Origin of the sequence: Cobetia sp. cqz5-12 (assembly GCF_016495405.1) — a bacterium.
In the GTDB taxonomy this organism is placed as follows: Bacteria; Pseudomonadota; Gammaproteobacteria; order Pseudomonadales; family Halomonadaceae; genus Cobetia.
The window spans coordinates 367,270-389,583 of record NZ_CP044522.1 but is presented as its reverse complement, the minus strand read 5'-3'; the positions used below and the strand labels follow the sequence as shown (position 1 = coordinate 389,583).

Genomic DNA, 22,314 nt, shown 5'->3' with positions numbered 1-22,314 from the left:
TGAGGCGCGATCCTGTCGACGGTATTCGACCCGATCCGCATGCACAGCATGATAAATGAACCATTCCACACGAAAAGCGACTTAAATCGCCTATATCATTCGAAAAAAACGAACACTATAGCCAGTCATGCCCCTTATTCGGCCCCCGGCTGATAACGGAACGCCTCGCCACAGCCTTTCAATTCCTGCCCTGCAATCGTCAAGGTCGCCGTCAGGGGATAGGGCGCGCCCTGCATGGAATCGAAGCAGGCACCCGGCGCGACCACCAGCTGCAACGGCTCGCTCTGCTTGCCGTCAGTCGAGAGCTGCGCCTTGAGCACACGACTATCGCTTGCCTCTCGGGCGACCCGATAAGGCAGCTTCACCACCTGAACACCTGACGAGCGAGCATCAGCCTCTGCAGAGCGCTCGGATGCCTGCGCCTCGTGTGGCGACTCGAGCAAGCCCTGCATAGCCGTCAGCGTCAGCAGATTGTGCTGGCTGTCGAGACTGACCTGCCAGCCCGGCTCATTGCCCTGCGCCACCAATAGCGGCTTTTGCGTCGTTGGATGAATCACGCGCCGATCATCCTGCACACACTCCAGATTGCCGCGGGCATTCTGCAGCATCGCCTCGGAACCCTTGAACCACACCTCCAGCCCCTCTTCGCCGGGCAGTGCCTTCCCATCACCGGACGCCTGCCCGGCCGGCGATGCACCGGCATTGGCCTGATAGCGCGCGCCCGAGGCACTGACGACCCGCTCCAGGGTATAGGCATGCCGCCGTGACCACAGCCGCAGCCAGTCATGCGACGCCTCGGCATCACCTTCGCTGAAGGCCATCAGCAGATCCTGCGCCGGAGTGCAGCGCCATACCTGATACTCGCTCGCTCGGGGCGGGGGCAGAAAGCTGGAGGGCAAGGTCACGGCAGCGGCCTTGCCCAGCGACTCCGCACTGGGCGGCGCAGGCTTCTTCGCCACTTCATGCACCACGGGACCCGGGTCCTGCGCGGGGGCCGGCACCTTCAGCGGCGGCTGACCAGCCCTCCCCCCTGTCGTGGCGTCCTGACTCCACGGCAGGGAGGTACATCCGGCCAGTAGCATGGGCACCGCCAGAGGCGACAGGCGCAAGCCTGCTCGCCCGGCAGCGATCACCCCTGGCGTGAGGCTCGTGGCCCACCCATGAGGCAACGCACGGGAAATGGCAAAAAGACGACAGCAATGACGTGACATGATGAACCCTCCCTGGGCATGTCGGACGACAAGATGCAGCGCAGGACTCGCGCGACGAGACACTGCGGCATGGCTGGACTTCAAGGCGGAGACGGCGGCCTTCCTGGCGCACTCTGCCAAAGTCTATCAAGCGCAGTGAGCCTTGTGGGGATGGGAATACACTGTTGGCGCAAGACACGTGCCCTGCCGGCCTTGCATGACACCCTCCTGGCATCCGACTCCGGCCCCCTTCATGTTCCAGCGCCCCCAGTGATACGCGAATCGCCATGAATATGAGACAGTGTCATGAGCGCCCTCTGGCAGCCGCGCGTCATGATGGTGACCTTCCACGACGTACCTTTTTCAACCTATCAACATGAGCACCATTCATCATGCTTGAATTGCGCCATCTGCGTACCCTGCTGGCCCTGCGTGATGCAGGCTCGCTGGTCGAAGCCGCGGAGCGTGTCCACCTCACCCAGTCCGCCCTGTCCCATCAGTTGAAGGACCTCGAGGAGCGCCTGGGCGCGCCACTGTTCATCCGCAAGACACGGCCGGTAGAATTCACGCGCGCCGGACAGCGCCTGTTGTCGCTGGCAGAGCAGGTACTGCCGCAGTTCCGCATGGCTGAGCGCGACATTGCCCGCATGGCGGGAAGCGAGCAGGGCCGACTGCACATGGCCATCGAGTGCCATAGCTGCTTTCAGTGGCTGATGCCCACGGTGGATCGCTTCCGCGATCACTGGCCGGAGATTGAAGTCGATATCCCCTCGGGCCACAGCTTCGCTCCCCTGCAGGCATTGGGCCGTGAGCAGCTGGACCTGGTCATCACCGCCAACCCGGTGGAGATGACCGGCATCCAGTACATCCCGCTGTTCCGCTATGAGGTCATGCTGGCCGTGGCACGCCAGCATGCATTGGCCATCAAGGGCCATGTGGAGCCGCAGGACCTGTGTGACGAGACCTTGATCATCTATCCGGTCGAGCATGATCGCCTGGACGTCTTCACCCAGTTCCTCGAACCGGCCAATGTGAGCCCGCGCGAGATCCGCAGCGCCGAGATGACGGTGATGATGATGCAGCTGGTCGCCAGCGGCCGCGGCGTCACGGCGCTCCCCAACTGGGCGCTGGCCGAATATCTGACACGTGATTACGTGCGTGGCCTGTCGCTGGGCGACGGTGTCTGGGCGACACTTTACGCCGCCGTCAGAGAAGACCTGCTCGGCACGCCGTGGATGGACGACTTCCTGCGTACCGCCCGTGAGACATCATTCGAGGTGCTGAGTGGCGTGAAGCCTGCCTGATACCCGGGCTTCAGCGCTTACGAGGAATGGATACACGAAAGCCCCACCACTCGATGCCTTGCGGCCTGTCGAGTGGTGGGGCTTCTTGTCATTGCTGTTCACTGCGTATTCGCGCCATATCACTACGGCTTGCGCGCAAGACTTTTCTTCAGCACAAACAGAACCGCCCCAGCATGAGCTGGGGCGGTTCTTGACATCTATCATCTCAAGCGGAAAGCATTCCGCAATGAGTGATGATCAGTCGATAGCCTTGACGTTGGCTGCCTGCAGGCCTTTCTGGCCCTGAGTCACGTCGAAGGAGACCTGCTGGCCGTCCTGCAGGGTCTTGAAGCCATCAGCCTGGACTTCGGAGAAGTGAACGAACAGATCGTCACCACCGTCAGCCGGAGCGATGAAACCAAAACCTTTAGCGTCGTTGAACCACTTAACTGTACCTGTAGCCATGAGAAATTCCTCTCTGATTAGCATGTTTGAAATAACGGGCATTACCCGAAGAGCGTGGGCAAAGCAAAACCATGCATCAAATCAGCGAGGCTTCTCGGGGCGCTCAAGGCGATTTACCGAGCAGCACAAGCGACTGAGTGGTGCGTCTTGCTATCCAACAGGGGCTACATTGCACGCTAACCCATGATCACGTCAAGCCTTTTCGACAATCACTTCACACAGTCGTCAATCGATGCCACTCAAGCCATGTCAGAAATCCACCTTCCGGCAGCTGCAGATTCGGCGCATCGGTCCCCAGCAGCAGGCGGTCCCCCTCGAGCGTGACCCGCCGCACGAGCGTCACCTCATCCCAGTCGGCGATCGTGGCCAGCGACAGATGATGGCAGACCTCTTCCCGCTCACTGTCCCACTGCCAGCGCCCACAGTAGGCAAAGCCTTCACGAAAGGCGGCGACCAGCTGATCATCCGTCGGCGCCATCCCCAGAGGCTGACGGTCACAGGACACCAGCTGCACACTCATATAGCCATTGGCCATGTAATGCAGCTGGCCCTTGCACTCGCCCAGCGGCTCCAGCTCGCGTCCATCCGGCCAGGCATACCAGAAACGCTCGAGCCGCCATGCGCCGATCAAGTCAGGATGCAGTGACAAGGAAGATTGCCGCATGGCCGATTCCTCAAACGGTCGTGATCAGGTGGTGTGCTCGTCATGGAGTGACGGCGGCTTGACCGGCGGCAAGGGCACAGGCGCCTTGCGTTCCAGCTGACTGGAGGTCAGTGGCAGCAACAGGCTGAAGCGTGCGCCCTTGAGCGACCTGCCCTTGTCCACCACCACACTGCCGCCGTGGGAATGCAGGATCTTCTGCACGATGGAGAGCCCCAGCCCGTAGCCGCCGGAGGCACGCGTACGCGAATCATCCAGGCGCGCAAAGGGCTTGAAGACCTTCTTGCGGTCTTCCTCATTGATGCCGGGGCCATCGTCCTCGACATCGAGCCTGACCACCTGCGGGTCACTGGTGATGCGCACCAGCACACGGGAGTCCGCATGCCGGCAGGCATTGGAGACCAGATTCTGCAGCGCCCGCTGCAGATAGCGCGCCTCGGCCTCGACCTCCAGCGCCTCACCTTCGATGCTCAGCAGCAATTCAGGGTGCAGCGGCGCCAGCGTCTCGCAGACCTGCTCCGCGATCTCACGGCAATCCACCATGCCGAGATCCAGCTGGATACCGGCGGCATTGTTGAGGCGGGCGTAGGTCAGGATCTCGTCGATCAGCTTGTCGAGTTCCTCGATGTCACCGTCTGCGCCCTTTATCTGACGCTGGACGAAATCATCATCGACCATGTCCTCGATCATCTGCAGTGCGAAGCGGATACGCGCCACCGGGGTACGCAATTCATGCGAGACCGCTCGAATCATGTCCTGCTGCGCGCCCAGCAACCCCTGCACCCGCTCGGCCATGCCATTGAAGGCCATGCCGAGACGCCCGAGAAAGTCATTGGACTCGATGCGCACTCGCGTATCGAGATAACCGCCCGCAATGCGTGTCGCAGCCTTTTCCAGGCGCGTCAGGCGCGCCTCCAGTGAACGCACCACCAGATAGATGACGCCGCCCAATAGACTGATGACCGCCAGTATCATGGCGATGATCAAGGCCGGCGGTGTCGTCTCGAAGCCGCGGATGGGCCCGACCTTGAGCATGGTGCGGTCACCCAGACGAGTATAGAGCGCCATCGCCTGACCGTGACTGGCCACGTTGAGCACCACACGACCGGCCTCCAGGCGGCTGGCCTGCTGCGCATCGAGATTCTGCGGAATGTCCGGCAGCAGCGCGAAGGACAGACCGGAGGCCTGCTGCAGCCGGGCCAGCAAGTCGCTGCGCTGCTCGGCATTCATGGGCTGCAGGGTGTCATGCAGCGACACCATCAACCCGCGCAACTGCCGCTCCGCGAGATGCAGTAGCCGGAATTCCAGCACTCTCTCTTCGCCCGGCACCGCCATCAGCAGCTGCCAGCCGGCGTCATCATGGGGCCGTACCAGCGGCCGCCCTGCTTCAAGGCGGCGCTGCTCCCACCAGCTGAGGTCAAAGACCGCCGCCGGTGCCAGCAACAACCGCCCATCCAGCAGCTGGGCGGTCCGATTGAGGAAGGCCCCACGCTCAGCTTCCGGCGTGGCCGCGATCTGGCTCACCAGCAGGCGCATCGGCGCCGCACCCAGACGCGTCTGGTACGCCTCCAGCCGGACCATGTTGGTCAGCTGAAAGCCGCCCAGCGCGATGCCCAGCGTGAGCACCAATGCCACCAGTAAGGCGACATAGACACGCAGGAAGATGCTGTCGGAGAGAGCCCGGCGCATCGTCTAGAGGTCCTTGACGAACAGGTATCCCTTGCTGCGCACCGTCTTGATCCGCTCAGGATGATTGGGGTCATCGCCAATCTTGGGGCGGATGCGCGAGACACGCACGTCGATGGAGCGGTCCTGGCCGTCGTACTTGATGCCGCGCAGCGCAGAGAAGATCTCCTCGCGCGTCAGCACGCGTCCCGCATTCGAGGACAGCAGCCACAGCAGGTCGAACTCGGCACTGGTCAGTTCGATGCGCTCGCGCGCCAACCATGCCTCACGGGTGGCGTTGTCGATCTCGAGATCATTGAACACCAGGCGCGTCTCACCGGCGGGCACTTCAGGGCCATCGGCACGACGCAGCAAGGCCCGCATGCGTGCCAGCAGAACACGCGGCTGTACCGGCTTGGGCACGTAATCGTCGGCGCCCATCTCCAGCCCCAGCACCTGATCCATGTCATCGGTACGCGCCGTCAGCATCAGGATCGGCCCGGCGAACTGAGGTCGCACGCGACGACAGATGGACAGGCCATCCTCGCCCGGCAGCATCAGGTCCAGAATCACGATGTCGGGGCGCAGACTGATGATCAGGTCCACCGCCCGCGCGCCGTCATTCTCGACGCTCACGCGGAAGTTGTTGGCTTCAAGGTATTCGCGCGTCAGTGTCGCCAGACGCTCGTCATCCTCAACAATCAATACATGTTCTTGCGCATTGGTATCCAAGGGCATTCCATCCGCATCGTTGGGTCAACGTGGCCAGCAGCTCACAAGCAGTTACTTTCCTGTGCCACGTCGTAACCTTTTCAGGGTGATTTGTCACGAATGATACGCCAATTTGGGCGTTTACGCGCCAGCAGCGCAGGCACCATCTGCTTTGACGGAGCGCAGAAAATTTAACACCTGAACTCTTGACATCCCCCAGCGGCAAGGCCGGATTTTCAACCACACCTTACCCACATGTTATCCACTTGCACGCCCCACCAAACAACACTATCTTGTGTCCAAAATCAGCTCACACCCCATATGTAGGGTTTTGGCGACGTCGACACCCATAGATCATGGCGACGATTGTCAAGCCCCGAAAGCATGAATCAGCGTATGGGACGGCAGTCACGCAAGGCTGCTGGATCCGTGTCTCATGAACGATATCAGGCTCAGCCCGGGCGTCGATTGCCCCGTCTGAGCCTGATCGAGTTTCTCGACGACAAGGCTGACGACGACAGAATGTCCCCGGCCGCAGACGGGAATTTCCAGCCTGCGACCCGATACGAATTGCCCTCGAGCCCTAACGGGCAACGATTCACCTTCAGACGATTCAGGAAGGCGTCATGGATTCCACTTTCAGCACCGATCAGGCGACAGTCGACGTGACTGCCCCCCAGCGCCTGCGCGTCATCAAGCGCAATGGCGATGTTGCGGCCTTCGACGCCAGCAAGATCTCCGTCGCTCTCTCCAAGGCGTTCATCGCCGTGGAAGGCGATCAGGTCGAGTCCAGCTCGCGCATCCGCGACCTGGTTCAGCAGCTGACCAGCCAGATCACCGACGCCTTCCAGCGTCGCATGCCTGACGGTGGCACCCTGCACATCGAAGACATCCAGGATCAGGTCGAGCTGGCGCTGATGCGCTCCGGCGAGCACAAGGTCGCCCGCGCCTATGTGCTGTACCGCGATGAGCACGCCCGTGCCCGCAGCGCCCAGAGCGAAGGCATCGCCAAGCCGCACCCGACCATCAATGTCACCCACCTCGACGGCAGCGTGCGTCCGCTGGATCTGGGCCGTATCGAGACCCTCGTCTTCGATGCCTGCGCCGAGCTCTCCAACGTCGATGCCCAGAAGATCGTCGATGACTCCCTGAAGAATCTGTACGACGGCGTGCCGGTCGATGGCGTGTCCACCGCGCTGATGATGACCGCGCGTACGCTGGTCGAGAAGGACCCGAACTACACCTACGTCACCGCCCGCCTGCTGCAGGACAACCTGCGCCGCGAAGCCCTGAGCTTCCTCAAGGTCGCTGACGAGGCCACCTTCGGCGAGATGAAGGAGCACTACCCGGTCGCCTTCAAGGCCTACATCGAGAGCGGCATCGCCTTCGAGCAGCTGGATGAGCAACTGGCCACCTTCGATCTGGATCGCCTCGGCGCGGCCATCGATCACACACGTGACAACCAGTTCACCTATCTCGGCCTGCAGACCCTGTACGACCGCTACTTCCTGCACCAGAACGACGTGCGCTATGAGCTGCCGCAGGTCATGTTCATGCGTGTCGCCATGGGTCTGTCCCTGAACGAGGAAGACCGCGAAGGTCGCGCCATCGAGTTCTACGAGCTGCTGTCCAGCTTCGACTACATGGCCTCCACGCCGACCCTGTTCAACGCCGGTACCCGTCGCAGCCAGCTGTCCAGCTGCTACCTGACCACCGTGCCGGACGCCCTCGACGGCATCTACGGCGCCATCCGCGACAACGCCATGCTCTCCAAGTGGGCAGGTGGTCTCGGCAATGACTGGACGCCGGTACGTGCGCTGGGGTCCTACATCAAGGGCACCAACGGCAAATCCCAGGGCGTCGTGCCCTTCCTGAAGGTCGTCAACGACACCGCCGTTGCCGTCAACCAGGGTGGCAAGCGCAAGGGCGCCGTCTGTGCCTATCTGGAAACCTGGCACATGGATGTCGAGGAATTCCTCGACCTGCGCAAGAACACCGGTGATGACCGTCGTCGTACCCACGACATGAACACCGCCAACTGGGTGCCGGACCTGTTCATGAAGCGTGTCTTCGATGACACCGAGTGGACCCTGTTCTCGCCGTCCGACTGCCCGGACCTCCACGATCTGTACGGCGCGGCCTTCCAAGCGCGTTACGAGCAGTACGAGGAGATGACCCGTCAGGGCCAGCTGAAGCTTTACAAGCGCGTCAAGGCGCGTGATCTGTGGCGCAAGATGCTCTCCATGCTGTTCGAGACCGGCCACCCGTGGATCACCTTCAAGGACCCGTGCAACCTGCGCAGCCCGCAGCAGCACGCCGGTGTCGTGCACTCGTCCAACCTGTGCACCGAGATCACCCTCAACACCTCCGAGGATGAGATCGCGGTCTGCAACCTGGGCTCGATCAACCTGGCGCAGCACGTCATCGACGGCAAGCTGGACGGAGACAAGCTCAAGAAGTCGGTGCGTACCGCCGTGCGCATGCTCGACAACGTCATCGACATCAACTACTACGCCGTACCGCAGGCGCGTCGCTCCAACATGCGTCACCGCCCGGTCGGCCTCGGTATCATGGGCTTCCAGGACGCGCTCTACGCACAGTCCATCGCCTATGCCTCCGAAGAAGCCGTGACCTTCGCCGACGAATCCATGGAACTCGTCAGCTATCACGCCATCGAAGCTTCCAGTGATCTGGCCGCCGAGCGTGGACGTTACGAGAGCTTCGACGGCTCTCTGTGGAGTCAGGGCATCCTGCCGATCGATTCCATCGAGAAGCTCAAGACCGAGCGTGGCGCCGACTACATCGAGATGGACGAAAGCCAGACCCAGGACTGGGACTACATCCGCGAGAAGGTCCGCACCCAGGGCATGCGCAACTCCAACGTGATGGCGATCGCGCCGACCGCGACGATCTCCAACATCTGTGGCGTCTCGCAGTCCATCGAACCGACCTACCAGAACCTGTTCGTCAAATCGAACCTGTCTGGCGAGTTCACCGTGGTCAACGCCTACATGGTCAACGACCTCAAGGCGCGCGGCCTGTGGGACGAGGTCATGATCAACGACCTCAAGTACTACGATGGCAGCGTCCAGCCGATCGAGCGCATCCCGGAAGACCTCAAGGCGCTGTACGCCAACGCCTTCGAAGTCGAACCGAAGTGGATCGTCGAAGCCGCCTCGCGTCGTCAGAAGTGGATCGATCAGGCCCAGTCCCTGAACCTGTACATCCAGGGCGTGTCCGGCAAGAAGCTGGACGTGACCTACCGCATGGCATGGTTCCGTGGCCTCAAGACCACCTATTACCTCCGTGCTCTGGGTGCGACCGCCGTGGAGAAATCCACCGTCGATCGCAGCAAGCACAACGCCGTCGGCAATGCACCGACTCCGGCACCGGCTCCCGCGCCGACCCCGGCACCGGAAGCCAAGCCGGAACCGCGTGGCATTGAAGACTTCCTGCAGGGCAAGAGCGGTCAGCGTGCCCCCTCCGCCAGCAACATCGATGAGTTGGGCTGTGAGGCCTGTCAGTAAGCGATTGCGCCAGACCCGAGTCCGCTGACGCTGACTCACCGCCTGCCAGGTCATGCTTTGCAGGCGGACTGCGGCAAACCCTCAAGACCGAGCCTGGCTCGGTCTTGTGCCGCCACCAACAATCACTGCCTCCTGACATTACCTCGAAACAAGCCCGGGCCTGACTCCCCTCCGGGAGCCACGCCACTCGATGGCGCTCGCGTCGTAGAACGCACCGCCCCTGCCTTTTCGTCACGCTGACTGCCCGCGTGACCATCACCGAACACGAGGAACGCAACATGTTGAACTGGGACGATTTCCACGAAGACGAAGCCCCCGCTGCCGAGAAGCCGGCGACAGCCAAACCGGCGCCGCAGTCCGAAGCTCCCGCTGCTGCCCCGGCGGCTGACGCTGTCGTCGCGAGCGAGAACAGCGAAGGCTACGCGATCAGCGATGCCGAGCGCATCGCCCGCGCCCAGCAGGCGCTGGACGATCTCGACGTGGCCAAGGGTCTGGAAGAACTGGAAATGGGTGCCCAGCGCATTCAGGTCGACGAGAAACGCATGATCAATGCCCGCGCCGACGTCAACCAGCTGGTGCCCTTCAAGTACGACTGGGCATGGCAGAAGTACCTCGACGGCTCCGCGAACCACTGGATGCCGCAGGAAGTGAACATGAACGCGGACATCGCGCTCTGGAAGAGCCAGGACGGCCTGACCGAGGACGAGCGCCTGATCGTGATGCGTTCGCTGGGTTACTTCTCCACTGCCGACTCGCTGGTCGCCAACAACCTGGTGCTGGCCGTCTACAAGAACATCACCAACCCGGAGTGCCGCCAGTACCTGCTGCGTCAGGCCTTCGAAGAGGCGATCCACACCCACGCCTACCAGTACTGCATCGAGTCACTGGGCATGGACGAAGGCGAAGTCTTCAACATGTACCGTGAAGTGGACTCCGTGGCGCGCAAGTCCGCCTGGAGCCTCAAGCACACCCAGGCGCTGGCGCGTGCCGACTTCCACACCGGTACACCGGAAGCGGACCAGGAATTCCTGCGCAACCTGATCGGCTTCTACGCCGTCACCGAAGGCATCTTCTTCTACTGCGGCTTCTCCCAGATCCTGTCCATGGGTCGTCGCAACAAGATGACCGGCGTCGCCGAGCAGTTCCAGTACATCCTGCGTGACGAGTCCATGCACCTGAACTTCGGCATCGACGTGATCAACCAGATCAAGGTCGAGAATCCGCACCTGTGGACTGCCGAATTCCAGGACGAAGTCACCCAGATGATTCTGGAAGGCACCCAGCTCGAGATCGAATACGCGCGTGACACCATGCCGCGCGGCGTACTGGGCATGAACGCGGCCATCATGGAGGAATACCTCCACTTCATCTGCAACCGTCGTCTCGCGCAGCTGGGCCTCAAGGAGCAGTTCCCGGGCGCCAAGAACCCGTTCCCGTGGATGTCCGAGATCATCGACCTGCGCAAGGAGAAGAACTTCTTCGAGACGCGCGTCACCGAATATCAGGTCGGCGGTGCCCTGAGCTGGGATTGATCGCTGATCACTCCCTCTCCCGGGGACAGGCACGCGACTGACGCCTGTCTCCGCTGAGCACCCCAACGGGCCATGTCATTGATATGGCCCGTTTTTGCGTCCAGCGCCCGCACAGGGTAGGCTTCGCGCCGTCCCGACTCTCCCCGGCTTCACGTGAAAGGAACGAACATGCAACTCGGTATCATCGGACTCGGCCGCATGGGCGGCAATATCGCTCGTCGCTTGATGCGCAATGGCCACGAAGTGGTCGCCCATGATCGTGACGCGGCAATCGCCCAGTCACTGGTCGCCGACGGTGCGACGCACGTCGATAGCCTCGTGGAACTGGTTCAACAGCTCGAGGCGCCGCGCGCCGTCTGGGTCATGCTGCCGGCTGGCGAGATCACCGAGCAGACCATCGCCACGCTTGCCGAGCTGATGGAAGCCGGCGACACCATCATCGATGGCGGCAACACCTTCTACAAGGACGACATCCGCCGTGCCACGGCCCTGAAGCTTCAGGGCCTGAACTACGTCGATGTGGGCACTTCCGGCGGCGTGTGGGGCCTGGAGCGCGGCTACTGCATGATGATCGGCGCCGAGAAGGCCGTGTTCGAGCATCTCGAGCCGCTGTTCGACACCCTCGCCCCGGGCTATGGCGATCTGGAGCGCACCAAGGGCCGCAACGCCCCGGATGAGCGCGCCGAGCGCGGCTACATCCACGCCGGTCCGGTCGGTTCCGGTCATTATGTGAAGATGGTCCACAACGGCATCGAGTACGGCCTGATGCAGGCTTACGCCGAAGGCTTCGAGCTGATGCAGAGCAAGGGCTCCGACGCGCTGCCGGAAGATCAGCGCTTCGACCTCAATCTGGCCGATATCGCCGAGGTCTGGCGTCGTGGCAGCGTGGTGTCTTCCTGGCTGCTCGACCTGACCGCCCAGGCACTGGCCGGTGACGAGCGCCTGGATCACTACAGCGGAGCCGTCTCCGACAGTGGCGAAGGTCGCTGGACCGTCGATGCCGCTGTCGAGCAGGGCGTTGCCGTGCCGGTGCTGGCCAATGCGCTGTTCTCGCGCTTCAGCTCGCGCAAGGAAAACACCTACGCCAACCGCCTGCTGTCAGCGATGCGCTTTGGCTTCGGTGGCCATGTCGAGCCGCCCAAGAAGGACTGATCGCCTGCTCTGACATGCCAGACGTGAAACGCCCCGCTCATGGAGATCATGAGCGGGGCGTTGTCGTTTGCAGAGTCTGCTGGCAGAGCGGTGGAGTGTCAGCCGCCCTTTTGCCAGCCCGGTCAGCCCTCAGCTTCAACCACGGACGTTATCGGCCGCCGCCAGCGCCATCCACCGGCGTCAGCGTCATCTGCTGACCGCGCATGTTGATATCGAACTCCCCTAGAAAACTCATTCCCAGCAGCACCACCTCATCGTGCATGCCCGGCACGATGGCCCCGCGCACCTCGCGCTGGCTGAGCCCCGCCAGGCTGACGGCGTCCAATGTCGTCAGTGCGCCGTGACTGACGCCATTGGCGGTGGTGAAGCGCGCATCCCGCCCGCGTGGCAGCTGCAGACGCTCGGCCAGCGCTTCGGACACCGAGACATAGGTGGCACCGGTATCGAGCAGGAAGGTCACCGGCTCACCGTTGATCGTGCCGGGGGCCACGAAGTGCCCTGAGCGATTGCGCGACAGCGTCAGTGGCTCTCCAGATGACAGCGACTGGCCGGCCAGCGAGGCATTGGGCCGGGTGCGCTCATCAAGCTGGCCCTGAAACCACCACACCAGCATGGCGAGAATCAGCGCCCAGCACAGCACCAGCATGCCGACACCATAACGGCGGGTCGCGCCGCCCCCTGAATCACTCATCCACCACCCCGCAACAGCAGGCGCAAACCGACGGCGCACAGTGCGAAGCCCAGTATCAACGGCACTCCGATCAGCCAGCCGCGCGTTCCCGGCAAACTGGCCTCATGCGGGGCATCCAGGCGATAGACCAGTGCCATGCTCTCCCCCACCGCGGGTGTCGGCGAGGGAACCGCCAGCGGCGAGATGATCTCGTGCCAGCCATCACGCTGATCCTGATAGCGCACCACGGGCGCATACTGGATCGACTCGATATTGAAGCGTCCGCCCGGCGGCAGACCCGCCATCGCCAGGGCTTCATCCTCGCTGAGCCTGCCCCCCTTGGGCAGATGGATAGGGCCACGCCCTTCGACGTGCAGGGTGCGGTCGTGATTGATGACCTCGCCCATCACCTGTGCGCTGTTGCGGGCGAAGGACTGCGCCTGCTGCCAGCGATAGCCACCGAGCAGCAGCAAGGCGATGCCGATGATGATCAGTCCCCAGGTCAACGCCATGCGATGCCTCCTTGTGGTCGGTGCCATCATGCACGACGCGGTGTCGAGGTACGGGCATGGACGTCTTCACTTACATCATGGGCGACGCCCTGCTCCCGACCACCTGCCGCTTCCAGCCTCTCGCACAGCGCATCGAACTGGCGCCAGCGCGCATGCGCCAGCGGCGTGACACCTTCGGCATCCGCCAGATTGACGTCGGCACCGTGGGCCAGCAGCTGCTCGACGACCTGTTGATAGTCAACGCCACCATCCCCCAGCAGCACGGCCTCGATCAGCGCCGTCCAGCCGAGCGTATTCTGGTGATTGACGTCGACATCGGTCTCCTCGAGCAGCTGACGGCAGATATCGGCATGACCACGCTCACTGGCCGACATCAGCGCAGTGGAGGAGAAGCGATTGAGTACCGTCGCCGAGGCGCCATGCGCCAGCAGCTGGCTCAGACAGCGGCCATAGCCGAGAGCGGCGGCGGCGAGCAGGGGCGTGTCATGCAGAGCATCGGTCTGCTCGCAATCGGCGCCGGCGAACAGCAGTGCCTCTACCGCTTCCGGCTGATTGGCCTGCACCGCGACCAGCAATGGCGAGCGCCCGCGATAATCCACGTCATTGACTCGCTCGTGCGCATCGGGGGCGGCCAATGCCTGCGCCAGGCCCTCCAGATCGCCATGCTGAGCACACATTGTCATGTCCTTCATCACCACCTCCTGACGCCCGGCGTAACGGATGCTTACTCTCTGACAGCCTATGCGATCCTGAGCGTGACCGTTAGCCCCGCCAGCGTTCAATCATCACCTTGAGCATCATCGATCAGGCACGGCGTGGCGAATGACAGGCAAAAAAAAGCGCTCCCGAAGGAGCGCCAGTTCGTCATCACCGCAGGGCGCGGCAGACGAGACTCAGAAACGAAGCCCGTCCAGCTGCCAGCCGGACACCGTCAGAATACGGTGTCGCCCTGGCCGCGCCCAATCATCTCTCGGGATGGCTGTGATAGCGCTTGACTATCAAGACAAGACCGACGATAAACGAGGCGACGCCCTGTCACTCCGTCGGCTGTGCCCCGACCAGCGGAGAGCTCGGCAGCCAGACGCGTGCCGCCAGCCCGCCCAGACTGGAGCGTTCCAGCGCCAGCTCGCCCCCGTAGAGCGCCATCAGATCATCAACGATCGCCAGCCCCAGACCGGAACCGGAGCGCCCTTCATCAAGACGCGCCCCACGCCCCAGAGCGGCAGCGCCCTCTTCTTCATTCATGCCGGGGCCATCATCCTCGATGATCAACAGCACGCCGCCATCGCGGGTCTCGCTGCTGACGCGCACTTGCTGGCGCGCCCACTGCAAGGCGTTCTCGAGCAGATTGCCGACCATTTCCTGCAGATCCTGGGGGTCGACCCTCACGCTGGCGTCATCCTCCAGCGCCAGACTGAGCGTGATGCCACGCCGACTCGCCAACCGCCCGAGCCCCTCGAAGACCGGCCCCGCCGCCTCACGCAGGCTGATGCGCCCGCTGAGATGCGCGCCACCGGCGGCACTGGCACGCGCCAGGTGGTGACGCACGGCTTCATCGATGCGCCTGAGCTCGGCGTCGATCCGCGCACGGTCCTCGCCGTCGAAGCGCTCGGACTGCGCCTTGAGCACGCTGACCGGCGTCTTGAGGGCATGCGCCAGATTGCCGGCCGCCGCGCGACCACGCTCGATCAAGCGCTGGTCACGCTCGAGCACGGCATTGATGGCGCGGGTCAGCTCGGTCAGCTCCGGCGGCAGGCGGGTCTCCTCCAGCCGCTCCGCCTCGCCGTCGGCGACCTTCTTGAGGCGAGCCCGCAGGCGCCGCAGAGGCGCCAGCCCCCAGCTGATCTGGGCGGCAGAGCCGCATACCAGAAGCGATGCCAAGGCCACCAGCGCACCCGCCAGCAGCCACTCGAAGCGCGCGACCTCGGCATCGACCTCGCTACGACTGGCCGCCACCATCACGTGCAGTGGCTGATTGCGGCCGGGCAGGCGAATATCACGCTCGAGGGAGCGCAGCACCTGATGGCGCGGCCCCTTGAGGTCACGACTTATGATGACGCCCTTGTCCATGTCTTCCAGCGGCGGCAGGCGTTGGTCCCACAGCGAGCGCGACGTCAGTACATTGCCGTTGCGATCGGAAATCTGCCAGTACCAGCCCGAGTAGGCCTGGTCGAAGCGTGGGTCGCCCAGCGAGCGTGTCAGGCCGGGGCGGCCCTTCTCGCGGTCGAACTGGATGGCGGCGATCAGCACCTTCGACAGCGACAGCAGGCGCTGGTCGAAGGCGGTGGTCACGGCATCACGGAAGCTCCAGGCCAGACCGAGCCCGGTCAGCGGCATGACGATCAAGGCAATGACCAGCGAGCCGCCCAGCAAGCGGCGGCCGACGGACAGTGGCTTCATGCGTCACGGCCATCCGTCGGCGCCTGTGTCTCGGCGTCCGGATCACGCAGACGATAGCCACGTCCGCGCAGCGTCTCGATGCGCTCGGCACCCAGCTTGCGGCGCAGACGGCTGATCTGCACGTCGATGACGTTGGAATCGGGTTCGTGGTCGCGGTCATAGACATGCTCGACCAGTTCAGAACGGCTGACCACACCGGGCACGGCGTGCATCAGGTGCATCAGCAGGCGCGTTTCCTGGGCGGTCAGCGACACGGGGCGCCCCGCCAGACTGACGGTACCGCCGTGGGTGTCACAGGCCAGATCACCCAGCTTGAGCACGGGGTGGGCATGGCCGCGTGAGCGACGCACCAGGGCGCGCAGGCGGAAGATGACCTCGGCGGTCTCGAAGGGCTTGGTGACGTAATCATCGGCGCCGGCAGAGAAGCCGGCAGCCTTGTCAGACCAGCGCTCCCGCGCGGTCAGTACCAGCACCGGCACCTCGATGCCGGCTTCTCGCCACTGGGACAGCCAGCGGGTGCCATCGCCGTCCGGCAGGCCGAGATCCAGCACCACGGCATCGTAGCTCTCGGTCTGGATCAGAAAGTCGGCGTCTCCCCCGGTAGTGGCATGCTCAACCAGAACATCGGCTTCTCCCAGGCGCGCCATCAGCGCTTCGGCCAACGGCATGTCATCTTCAACCAGCAATATCTTCATCGATTCTCGGGCTCCTGACGCAAGCGGCGTTCTACCGGTGGCGCAATGGACAATGGCACTAGCATACCGTTCCTCCGGGCCGCCAGGCACCCTCGGCGCCTTATCAAAGCCTGCGCTGGCACTGCCTGGCGCGGTCTCTGCCTGCCGTGCCCTACTGACGCTCGCTCTCGGCACTACCAGCGTCAGACGCAAGCGGCGCGTCGCCGGTCTCGGGCAGGGGCTCAGACAAGGAACCACTGCCAGCACGACGCATGGCATCGAGATTGACCCCGCGCACCTCACGCAGACTGCCATCCGAGGCACGCACGGTGAATCTGGCCATCTGGCCCTGCGGGCCGAGCATCTCGACCTCGTAGATCAGCTCGCCATGTGTCTCTTCGAGCTCCACCTCGACCACCTGCCCCAGCCAGTCACGCTCGAGGCTATCGAGCAGCTCGGACAACGAGATGACGCGTCCGGCGGCGACTTCATCGTGCAGGCTGCGCCAGCGCTCGCTGTCACACAGCGCATGCGGTGGCAGAGCCAGCGCACCGACCAGCAGGCTCCCGAGCCCGAGACACAGCCAGACATAACGTTGCCGCCATTGACTGCCACGCGCTGCATTGGCGTCTGGCTGAGCCTTGTGAGGAGTCTGCATGAAGGGGAACCTCGTGAATGACGGCGGGGCTGGTGTGCGCCCATGGCGGACGCTTGCGCGTGGCGAGCAATCTAGCAACGGAATGTGCAATCAAACCTGCGTTGGAACAACGCGGACCACTCCGAGAGCAACCACTGACCCTGTGATGCAGAGACTGACAGGAGGCAATGAACCTCAGATGAATTCACGTCTCAGCGTCGCGCAAGGTCGCCTGGCCCACAGTGAGCGCCATGCCCAGCCATCCTTGAGGAGGGTGTCATGTCCCCATCTGCCGCGTCCCGTATTGCTCCCGTTCGTGAATCAGACTCCGCATCCCGGCAGCCGCCGGCCGCAGGTGCCGCCCCGTCTCGCTTCTGGCTCGCCAGCCGCGCAGTCCAGCACTGGCGACACGGCCTGGGCGTCAGCGCACTCGGCCTGATGCTGGGCTCTGCTCCCGCCTATGCCAATGGCATCGAGGACCTGCCGGTGCGCCATCAGTTGTCAGCGGCAGAGCTCTCGACCTCTGGACTCTCGGCCGATGGGTCCTCGACCACCAAGCACTCAAATGGCGACCGGGCGCACGCCACGCTCGGCAATGATGCCGGGAAGCCGGCGACGGATATCTCTGACACCGCGTCCACTCAGGGACTTGCGCCAGAGCTGCTCACGCAGATGATGCTCCACGCCAGTCGCAAGGGCATGCTGGAATTCAGTACGCTGGATATCCGCGACGATCATGTTCAGTTCACGGGCTGGGGGCATAATGGGTGGCAGATGGAACTGGCCATCAATCTCGCCGATGGAGAATTCATCAGCGAAGCGCTGCGTCAGAGTGATTCCGCGCCCGGCAGCAAGGCCATCGATGGCGACAGCATGCGTCAGACCTTGAATTTTGCCGCTGTCGACGGCATCAAGAGAGTACAGAGCGTCGAGGTCACCGCGCACGCCATCCAGATTCACGGGCGCGATGCGCAAGGCAGGCCGCAGAGGATGGCATTGAACATGCCGCTGCCGGGCAATGCTTTCAACCTCGCCGCCAGCGCATCCATGAATCCGGATTACCGGCCATAGACTGATCGACCCGCTTGATGCGCAACCGTGCTTCATTGCGGTTCCGGGACTGGGCCCGACCACCAGCGCTGGATCAACGCCGAAGCCGCTTGACGGCAACGATGCCAACTTCGATGCTGAACGAGTCAACCGGCCGCCCGATGCCATCAGACGCCTCATGCAAAAGTGCGTCGCATCGAGCCCCACTTATCCATCCCCGGCCCTGAGCACGAAAGCCAGTAGCGCCGGAAAAGATAACCCCCTGTTTCCTGACCCGATATCCCCGACCACCCACTTTCACCTATCGGGTCATCCTCGCCCGGCCTGACGGCCCGGCTCTATCGTGGAGAAGACACATGCAAGGCCAACAGCACAACACTCTGTGGAATCAAGCTCGCCAATGGCAGGCCAATGCAGGCAACCAACGTCCCTCCAATGGCCTGTCCGGCCTCAAGCTGGTCGCCGCCTGGCTGATCGGTGGCGTGGTCATGATCTTCAGCCTGTTCGCAGCGCTGGTGATGATGGTACTCGGCATCATCATGCTGCCCTTCATCCGTCGTCGCATGAAAAAGCGCATGAGCGAGATGCAGCAGCGCATGCAGGAGGCCCAGGACAAGGCCAATGGCCGCCAGAACTATTCGCGTGATGCCACGCGTGAAGACGGCAGCAGCACCGAGACGCTGGACGGTGAGTACCAGGTCAAGGAATAAGCCTGATCACCACGACGTTCGCCAAGAACGCAAAAGGCCGCCCCATGGGGCGGCCTTTTGCGTTGCAGCATCCTGAAGCTGCCAAGGCAAGCTCAGGCGTCTGACCATCACACGCGATAGACGCTGGCCGTCATCACCTTGGACATCAGGCGCATGGCGCTCTTCAGCGGCCCCGGGAAGCGATGGCCACCGGCCTCCAGCGCCCACTGCTCATGATGGGCTTCGTCGATTTCCATCTGACGCAACACGGCGCGTGAGCGCTGATCACCCTCGGGCAGCGTCTGCTGGTGCTTCGACAGGTGCTCGCCGACCAACTCTTCGGTCGCGGCCACGAACCCGAGGCTGACCTTGTCGTTGATGGCACCGGCCGCTGCCCCGAGCGCGAAGCTCGTCATGTAGAACAGCGGGTTGAGCAGGCTGGTGTTGGCATCCAGCTCGACGAGTCGTGCATCGCACCAAGCCAGGTGGTCGATCTCTTCCTGGGCGGCCAGCTCCATCTGCGTGCGCGTTTCGGGCAGACGCGCCGTGAACCCCTGACCCTGATAGAGCGCCTGGGCACACACCTCGCCAGTGTGGTTGATGCGCATCAGGCCAGCGGCGTGCTGACGCTCTTCATCGCTGATCGCTTCGTCATGGATGTCGCCCGCCGGAGAGGGACGCGACGGCTGGGCGGCATGTGGCACCAGGGTACGCAGTACGGTGTCGAACTGATGGATCAACTGATCGGCGCGGCTGTGATGACGTTGCGCCGAAATGGCATCGGAATGCGGCATGGGAAGACTCCTGCACGGCGTGAGCAATGAGGCCATCTTACGCAAGCCAGCCCGCGACGGTAAGGGGCAGAGTGTCGCCGGGCGAGGCCTGACCGGCTCCCTTGCGCCGTGGCTTCCCCAATGAAAAACCGGCAATGCCGTTTTCACGACATTGCCGGTATGCGCCTGTGTGCCGCGCGCTTGTTATCGCTAGCCGCTACCTGCCCGCGAACCGCCGGTACAGGCGCCTACTCTATGCCGGCTCAGCCAGCCGGCCATGTGAAGCGGCGACCACCCATCAGGTGCATATGAATATGATAGACCGTCTGGCCGCCATCTTCATTGCAGTTCATCACCACGCGATAACCGCCCTCGGCAAAACCGTAGTCCTTCGCCAGTCTGGCGGCGGTGTACTGCAGGCGCCCTACCGTGGCCAGCTGATGCTCCTCGATATCGTTGAGCGTGGCGATGTGCTGCTTGGGGATGATCAACACATGGGTCGGCGCCTGCGGATTGATGTCATTGAAGGCCAGCACCTCATCATCCTCATAGACGATATCGGCGGGAATCTCGCGGTTGATGATCTTGCAGAACAGACAGTCCATGACACCTTCTCCCTTGAAGTGGGGCTGCCCATGGCAGCGTGGCCTGCCAGCGTAGCGCCAGCCGGGCAACAGGCCAAGGGCAGAGACAGGAATACGCGAGCCAGCTTGCAGACAGGGCAATGTCGCCTTTAGGGAAACAGACTGATTCACCGCTGTCAGTGGGCGAAGGAGGAAAACAGTAGGATAATCATTGTTATCCCGCTAACGAGAAGCCGTCTGTCATGCCCGTGTTCACTCGCCAAGATTCCTCCCTGCGCAAGGCCAACCACGAACTGGAGGCCGGCCTTGGCACTCACGGCGAGACACGACCGGCCACTGCCGGCTCCCCCGCCGTTGATCGCGCTGAGCCTACGCGCGCCGAGAAGGCGCAGGCGGCACTGCGTGCCGCGCCCAGGGTCGCGCGTGTTGACGGCGAACAGATCCCGGGCGAGTTCCTGCAGCGCGCCAAGGGCTTTCTCAAGGCCGAGGTCTATATCACGCACCTCAATGGCCAGCCGGTGGTCTGCAAGGATTACCGCCGCTATGCCGGCACGCCGGCGGCATTGGTAGCACGCTGGCTGGTACGCCATGAGCTGAAGATGCTCGAGCGCCTGGGCGACTGGACACACGCCCCTCGCGCCGTGGCGCGCCTGTCACCGCTGTCGCTGGCGATGGAGTACATCCCCGGGCCGCTGCTGAGTGATGCCGCCCTGGATGACGTGACGGATGCCCGCCTCAGTCAGCAGCTGATTCTCGTCGTGCAGCAACTCCATCAGCGCCAGATGGCTCATAACGACATCCGTGGTTCCAACGTCGTGCTGCGCGATGGCGTGCCGGTCCTGATCGACTTCACCTCTGCCGTGTGCCTGCCACGCCTGCCGGGCACGGCCAGCCTTGCGCGCATGATGCGCCGCTTCGATCTGCGTCACTCGCTGAAGCTCAAGCAACGCACCCTCGGCCTGCCGCTGAGCACCCGCGAGGCACGCCTGCTGATCCGCAGTGGTCGTCTGAATCGCACCCTGCGCGTCTGGAAGAAAGGCATCCTGCCACGCCTCAAGGGTCGGTAGGTCACGACGCAAACCAGCCTCTATCCACGTCATCTCAGGCGGCAGAGGCTCATGAATCCTGCTTGAGCGCCTTGTCCAGTGTCACCTTGAAGCGCTCGAAGTCTTCCATCTGCGGCAGATGCCCCAGACCGTCAAGCTCATAAAGCTCGGCATCCGGGATCAAGGCAGCAGCATGCTTGCCGAGCTGATCATAACGCCCCAGCTCGCGCTCCACCCCGTCCTTCTTCCAGCCGCGCCCCGGCGCGGTTCTGTCCCGCGTCCCGATGATCAGTTTCACGGGAACGGCAAAGTCCTCGAATTCCGTGATCACCGGCTGGGTGAAGATCATGTCGTAGGTCTTGGCATTGACCCACGCCATGGTGTCCTTGTCAGGCCCCTGGATCTGACCGGTGATGAAATCGGTGAGCGAGGAGTACTCGTCATTCCAGTCTCCGGCGTAGTAGTTCTTCTGCTGGTAGCGCTTGACGCTTTCCGGTGTCTTGGCCAGCTCGTTCTTGTAGAAGAAATCGGTGTCCTTGTAATCCTCGTATTCGAGATAGTTCTCGAGGCCGATCGGATTGACCAGAATCAACTCATCCGTCGTCTTCGGATACATCAAGGCAAAGCGACTTGCCAGCATTCCGCCCATGGAGTGCCCGAGTATGATCGAATCCTTGATCCCCAGAGAATCCATCAGATCGTGGGTATGCTTCGCCAGGGCAGCGAAGGAATACTGGTAATCCACCGGCTTGGAGGATTTCCCGAAACCGATCTGGTCCGGAATCAATACGCCGTAGCCGAGGGACTGAAGATAGCGCGCGGTTGGCGTCCAGTAATCGGCGTTGAAGTTCTTGCCATGCATGAGCGTGACGACCGGCATGCCCTCGGATGGCGCCAGATAGATGTACGCCATCTTCAAGGACTGGCGCTGTGAATTGAACGCGAAATAGTTCACGTCGAAGTCGTACGCGTAGCCGGTCAACATGGCATCGTAGGAGAGTGACGAGGTATCAGCGGGCTCAGCGGCATAGGTATTGCCTGCCAGGAGCAGCAGGCTGGAGAAACACAAGGCCTTGATCGGGGACATCGATGA

21 protein-coding genes are annotated in these 22,314 nt (G+C 62.9%); 7 read left to right on the top strand and 14 right to left on the bottom strand.

Annotation, left to right across the window (positions count from 1 at the left end; genetic code table 11):
• Nucleotides 1-134: 134 nt before the first annotated feature.
• Nucleotides 135-1,082, bottom strand: a complete 948-nt coding sequence (locus tag F8A90_RS01805) for an MliC family protein (protein WP_200018646.1) — start codon at nt 1,080-1,082, stop codon at nt 135-137.
• A 500-nt stretch (nt 1,083-1,582) separates the two neighbouring features.
• Here F8A90_RS01805 and F8A90_RS01800 point away from each other — a divergent pair, with 500 nt between their 5' ends.
• Nucleotides 1,583-2,494 carry a LysR family transcriptional regulator gene (locus F8A90_RS01800; RefSeq protein ID WP_054555293.1) on the top strand — a complete coding sequence of 304 codons (912 nt, stop codon included), beginning with the start codon at nt 1,583-1,585 and terminating at the stop codon, nt 2,492-2,494.
• 237 nt (nt 2,495-2,731) lie between these two features.
• Here F8A90_RS01800 and F8A90_RS01795 read toward each other — a convergent pair whose 3' ends face one another.
• From F8A90_RS01795 to F8A90_RS01780, 4 genes are all read right to left on the bottom strand, one after another.
• Nucleotides 2,732-2,938 carry a cold-shock protein gene (locus F8A90_RS01795; RefSeq protein WP_043333698.1) on the bottom strand — a complete coding sequence of 69 codons (207 nt, stop codon included), beginning with the start codon at nt 2,936-2,938 and terminating at the stop codon, nt 2,732-2,734.
• A 214-nt stretch (nt 2,939-3,152) separates the two neighbouring features.
• Complete coding sequence (locus F8A90_RS01790; protein ID WP_200018644.1) at nt 3,153-3,602, bottom strand: lipocalin-like domain-containing protein; 450 nt, start codon at nt 3,600-3,602, stop codon at nt 3,153-3,155.
• 24 nt (nt 3,603-3,626) lie between these two features.
• Nucleotides 3,627-5,288 carry an ATP-binding protein gene (locus tag F8A90_RS01785; protein ID WP_200018640.1) on the bottom strand — a complete coding sequence of 554 codons (1,662 nt, stop codon included), beginning with the start codon at nt 5,286-5,288 and terminating at the stop codon, nt 3,627-3,629.
• 3 nt (nt 5,289-5,291) lie between these two features.
• Complete coding sequence (locus F8A90_RS01780) at nt 5,292-6,002, bottom strand: response regulator (RefSeq protein ID WP_200018639.1); 711 nt, start codon at nt 6,000-6,002, stop codon at nt 5,292-5,294.
• 599 nt (nt 6,003-6,601) lie between these two features.
• On the opposite strand from F8A90_RS01780, the gene F8A90_RS01775 reads away from it, so the two are divergent.
• From F8A90_RS01775 to gnd, 3 genes are all read left to right on the top strand, one after another.
• Nucleotides 6,602-9,502 (top strand): ribonucleoside-diphosphate reductase subunit alpha, encoded by a 2,901-nt coding sequence (locus F8A90_RS01775; RefSeq protein WP_200018638.1) that lies wholly within the window; start codon nt 6,602-6,604, stop codon nt 9,500-9,502.
• Nucleotides 9,503-9,780: 278 nt separating this feature from the next.
• Nucleotides 9,781-11,034, top strand: coding sequence for a ribonucleotide-diphosphate reductase subunit beta (locus F8A90_RS01770; RefSeq protein WP_166019720.1), 1,254 nt, complete (start codon nt 9,781-9,783; stop codon nt 11,032-11,034).
• 168 nt (nt 11,035-11,202) lie between these two features.
• A complete protein-coding gene (gene gnd, locus F8A90_RS01765; protein WP_200018637.1) occupies nt 11,203-12,186 on the top strand; it encodes a phosphogluconate dehydrogenase (NAD(+)-dependent, decarboxylating) in 984 nt (327 codons plus the stop codon).
• A 148-nt stretch (nt 12,187-12,334) separates the two neighbouring features.
• Here gnd and F8A90_RS01760 read toward each other — a convergent pair whose 3' ends face one another.
• From F8A90_RS01760 to F8A90_RS01735, 6 genes are all read right to left on the bottom strand, one after another.
• A complete protein-coding gene (locus tag F8A90_RS01760) occupies nt 12,335-12,877 on the bottom strand; it encodes a retropepsin-like aspartic protease family protein (protein WP_166019718.1) in 543 nt (180 codons plus the stop codon).
• Nucleotides 12,874-13,368, bottom strand: a complete 495-nt coding sequence (locus F8A90_RS01755; RefSeq protein WP_166019717.1) for a hypothetical protein — start codon at nt 13,366-13,368, stop codon at nt 12,874-12,876. The genes F8A90_RS01760 and F8A90_RS01755 overlap by 4 nt, the downstream gene beginning before the upstream one ends.
• Before the next feature lie 26 nt (nt 13,369-13,394).
• Nucleotides 13,395-14,060 carry an ankyrin repeat domain-containing protein gene (locus F8A90_RS01750; RefSeq protein WP_200018635.1) on the bottom strand — a complete coding sequence of 222 codons (666 nt, stop codon included), beginning with the start codon at nt 14,058-14,060 and terminating at the stop codon, nt 13,395-13,397.
• A gap of 343 nt (nt 14,061-14,403) precedes the next feature.
• Nucleotides 14,404-15,768: a sensor histidine kinase gene (locus tag F8A90_RS01745; protein WP_166019715.1), complete on the bottom strand. Its 1,365-nt coding sequence runs from the start codon at nt 15,766-15,768 to the stop codon at nt 14,404-14,406.
• A complete protein-coding gene (locus tag F8A90_RS01740; RefSeq protein WP_166019714.1) occupies nt 15,765-16,463 on the bottom strand; it encodes a winged helix-turn-helix domain-containing protein in 699 nt (232 codons plus the stop codon). Before F8A90_RS01740 ends, F8A90_RS01745 begins: the two co-directional genes overlap by 4 nt.
• Nucleotides 16,464-16,614: 151 nt before the next feature.
• On the bottom strand, nt 16,615-17,100 hold the full coding sequence (locus tag F8A90_RS01735; RefSeq protein WP_200018633.1) for a PepSY domain-containing protein: 486 nt from the start codon (nt 17,098-17,100) through the stop codon (nt 16,615-16,617).
• A gap of 258 nt (nt 17,101-17,358) precedes the next feature.
• Here F8A90_RS01735 and F8A90_RS01730 point away from each other — a divergent pair, with 258 nt between their 5' ends.
• Together F8A90_RS01730 and F8A90_RS01725 are read left to right on the top strand one after the other, a co-directional pair.
• A complete protein-coding gene (locus tag F8A90_RS01730) occupies nt 17,359-18,150 on the top strand; it encodes a hypothetical protein (protein WP_200018631.1) in 792 nt (263 codons plus the stop codon).
• A 335-nt stretch (nt 18,151-18,485) separates the two neighbouring features.
• Nucleotides 18,486-18,839 (top strand): hypothetical protein, encoded by a 354-nt coding sequence (locus tag F8A90_RS01725; protein ID WP_166019712.1) that lies wholly within the window; start codon nt 18,486-18,488, stop codon nt 18,837-18,839.
• A gap of 107 nt (nt 18,840-18,946) precedes the next feature.
• Here the strand turns inward: F8A90_RS01725 and coq7 are convergent, their stop codons facing one another.
• The gene (gene coq7, locus F8A90_RS01720; RefSeq protein ID WP_205700843.1) at nt 18,947-19,612 is read right to left on the bottom strand and encodes a 2-polyprenyl-3-methyl-6-methoxy-1,4-benzoquinone monooxygenase; all 666 of its coding nucleotides are present in this window, start codon (nt 19,610-19,612) and stop codon (nt 18,947-18,949) included.
• 242 nt (nt 19,613-19,854) lie between these two features.
• On the bottom strand, nt 19,855-20,196 hold the full coding sequence (locus F8A90_RS01715) for a histidine triad nucleotide-binding protein (RefSeq protein WP_043334727.1): 342 nt from the start codon (nt 20,194-20,196) through the stop codon (nt 19,855-19,857).
• A 221-nt stretch (nt 20,197-20,417) separates the two neighbouring features.
• Here F8A90_RS01715 and F8A90_RS01710 point away from each other — a divergent pair, with 221 nt between their 5' ends.
• Complete coding sequence (locus tag F8A90_RS01710; RefSeq protein ID WP_200018629.1) at nt 20,418-21,242, top strand: RIO1 family regulatory kinase/ATPase domain-containing protein; 825 nt, start codon at nt 20,418-20,420, stop codon at nt 21,240-21,242.
• A gap of 49 nt (nt 21,243-21,291) precedes the next feature.
• Here the strand turns inward: F8A90_RS01710 and F8A90_RS01705 are convergent, their stop codons facing one another.
• Entirely contained in the window at nt 21,292-22,308 is a 1,017-nt protein-coding gene (locus tag F8A90_RS01705) for an alpha/beta fold hydrolase (protein WP_200018627.1), read from the bottom strand.
• Between the last annotated feature and the right edge of the window lie 6 nt (nt 22,309-22,314).

Coding starts and splice junctions, on each gene's coding strand:
- F8A90_RS01805 (WP_200018646.1), bottom strand. CDS start 1,082: ATGCTACTGGCCGGATGTACCTCCCTGCCGTGGAGTCAGGACGCCACG.
- F8A90_RS01800 (WP_054555293.1), top strand. CDS start 1,583: ATGCTTGAATTGCGCCATCTGCGTACCCTGCTGGCCCTGCGTGATGCA.
- F8A90_RS01795 (WP_043333698.1), bottom strand. CDS start 2,938: ATGGCTACAGGTACAGTTAAGTGGTTCAACGACGCTAAAGGTTTTGGT.
- F8A90_RS01790 (WP_200018644.1), bottom strand. CDS start 3,602: ATGCGGCAATCTTCCTTGTCACTGCATCCTGACTTGATCGGCGCATGG.
- F8A90_RS01785 (WP_200018640.1), bottom strand. CDS start 5,288: ATGCGCCGGGCTCTCTCCGACAGCATCTTCCTGCGTGTCTATGTCGCC.
- F8A90_RS01780 (WP_200018639.1), bottom strand. CDS start 6,002: ATGCCCTTGGATACCAATGCGCAAGAACATGTATTGATTGTTGAGGAT.
- F8A90_RS01775 (WP_200018638.1), top strand. CDS start 6,602: ATGGATTCCACTTTCAGCACCGATCAGGCGACAGTCGACGTGACTGCC.
- F8A90_RS01770 (WP_166019720.1), top strand. CDS start 9,781: ATGTTGAACTGGGACGATTTCCACGAAGACGAAGCCCCCGCTGCCGAG.
- gnd (WP_200018637.1), top strand. CDS start 11,203: ATGCAACTCGGTATCATCGGACTCGGCCGCATGGGCGGCAATATCGCT.
- F8A90_RS01760 (WP_166019718.1), bottom strand. CDS start 12,877: ATGAGTGATTCAGGGGGCGGCGCGACCCGCCGTTATGGTGTCGGCATG.
- F8A90_RS01755 (WP_166019717.1), bottom strand. CDS start 13,368: ATGGCGTTGACCTGGGGACTGATCATCATCGGCATCGCCTTGCTGCTG.
- F8A90_RS01750 (WP_200018635.1), bottom strand. CDS start 14,060: ATGAAGGACATGACAATGTGTGCTCAGCATGGCGATCTGGAGGGCCTG.
- F8A90_RS01745 (WP_166019715.1), bottom strand. CDS start 15,768: ATGAAGCCACTGTCCGTCGGCCGCCGCTTGCTGGGCGGCTCGCTGGTC.
- F8A90_RS01740 (WP_166019714.1), bottom strand. CDS start 16,463: ATGAAGATATTGCTGGTTGAAGATGACATGCCGTTGGCCGAAGCGCTG.
- F8A90_RS01735 (WP_200018633.1), bottom strand. CDS start 17,100: ATGCAGACTCCTCACAAGGCTCAGCCAGACGCCAATGCAGCGCGTGGC.
- F8A90_RS01730 (WP_200018631.1), top strand. CDS start 17,359: ATGTCCCCATCTGCCGCGTCCCGTATTGCTCCCGTTCGTGAATCAGAC.
- F8A90_RS01725 (WP_166019712.1), top strand. CDS start 18,486: ATGCAAGGCCAACAGCACAACACTCTGTGGAATCAAGCTCGCCAATGG.
- coq7 (WP_205700843.1), bottom strand. CDS start 19,612: ATGCCGCATTCCGATGCCATTTCGGCGCAACGTCATCACAGCCGCGCC.
- F8A90_RS01715 (WP_043334727.1), bottom strand. CDS start 20,196: ATGGACTGTCTGTTCTGCAAGATCATCAACCGCGAGATTCCCGCCGAT.
- F8A90_RS01710 (WP_200018629.1), top strand. CDS start 20,418: ATGCCCGTGTTCACTCGCCAAGATTCCTCCCTGCGCAAGGCCAACCAC.
- F8A90_RS01705 (WP_200018627.1), bottom strand. CDS start 22,308: ATGTCCCCGATCAAGGCCTTGTGTTTCTCCAGCCTGCTGCTCCTGGCA.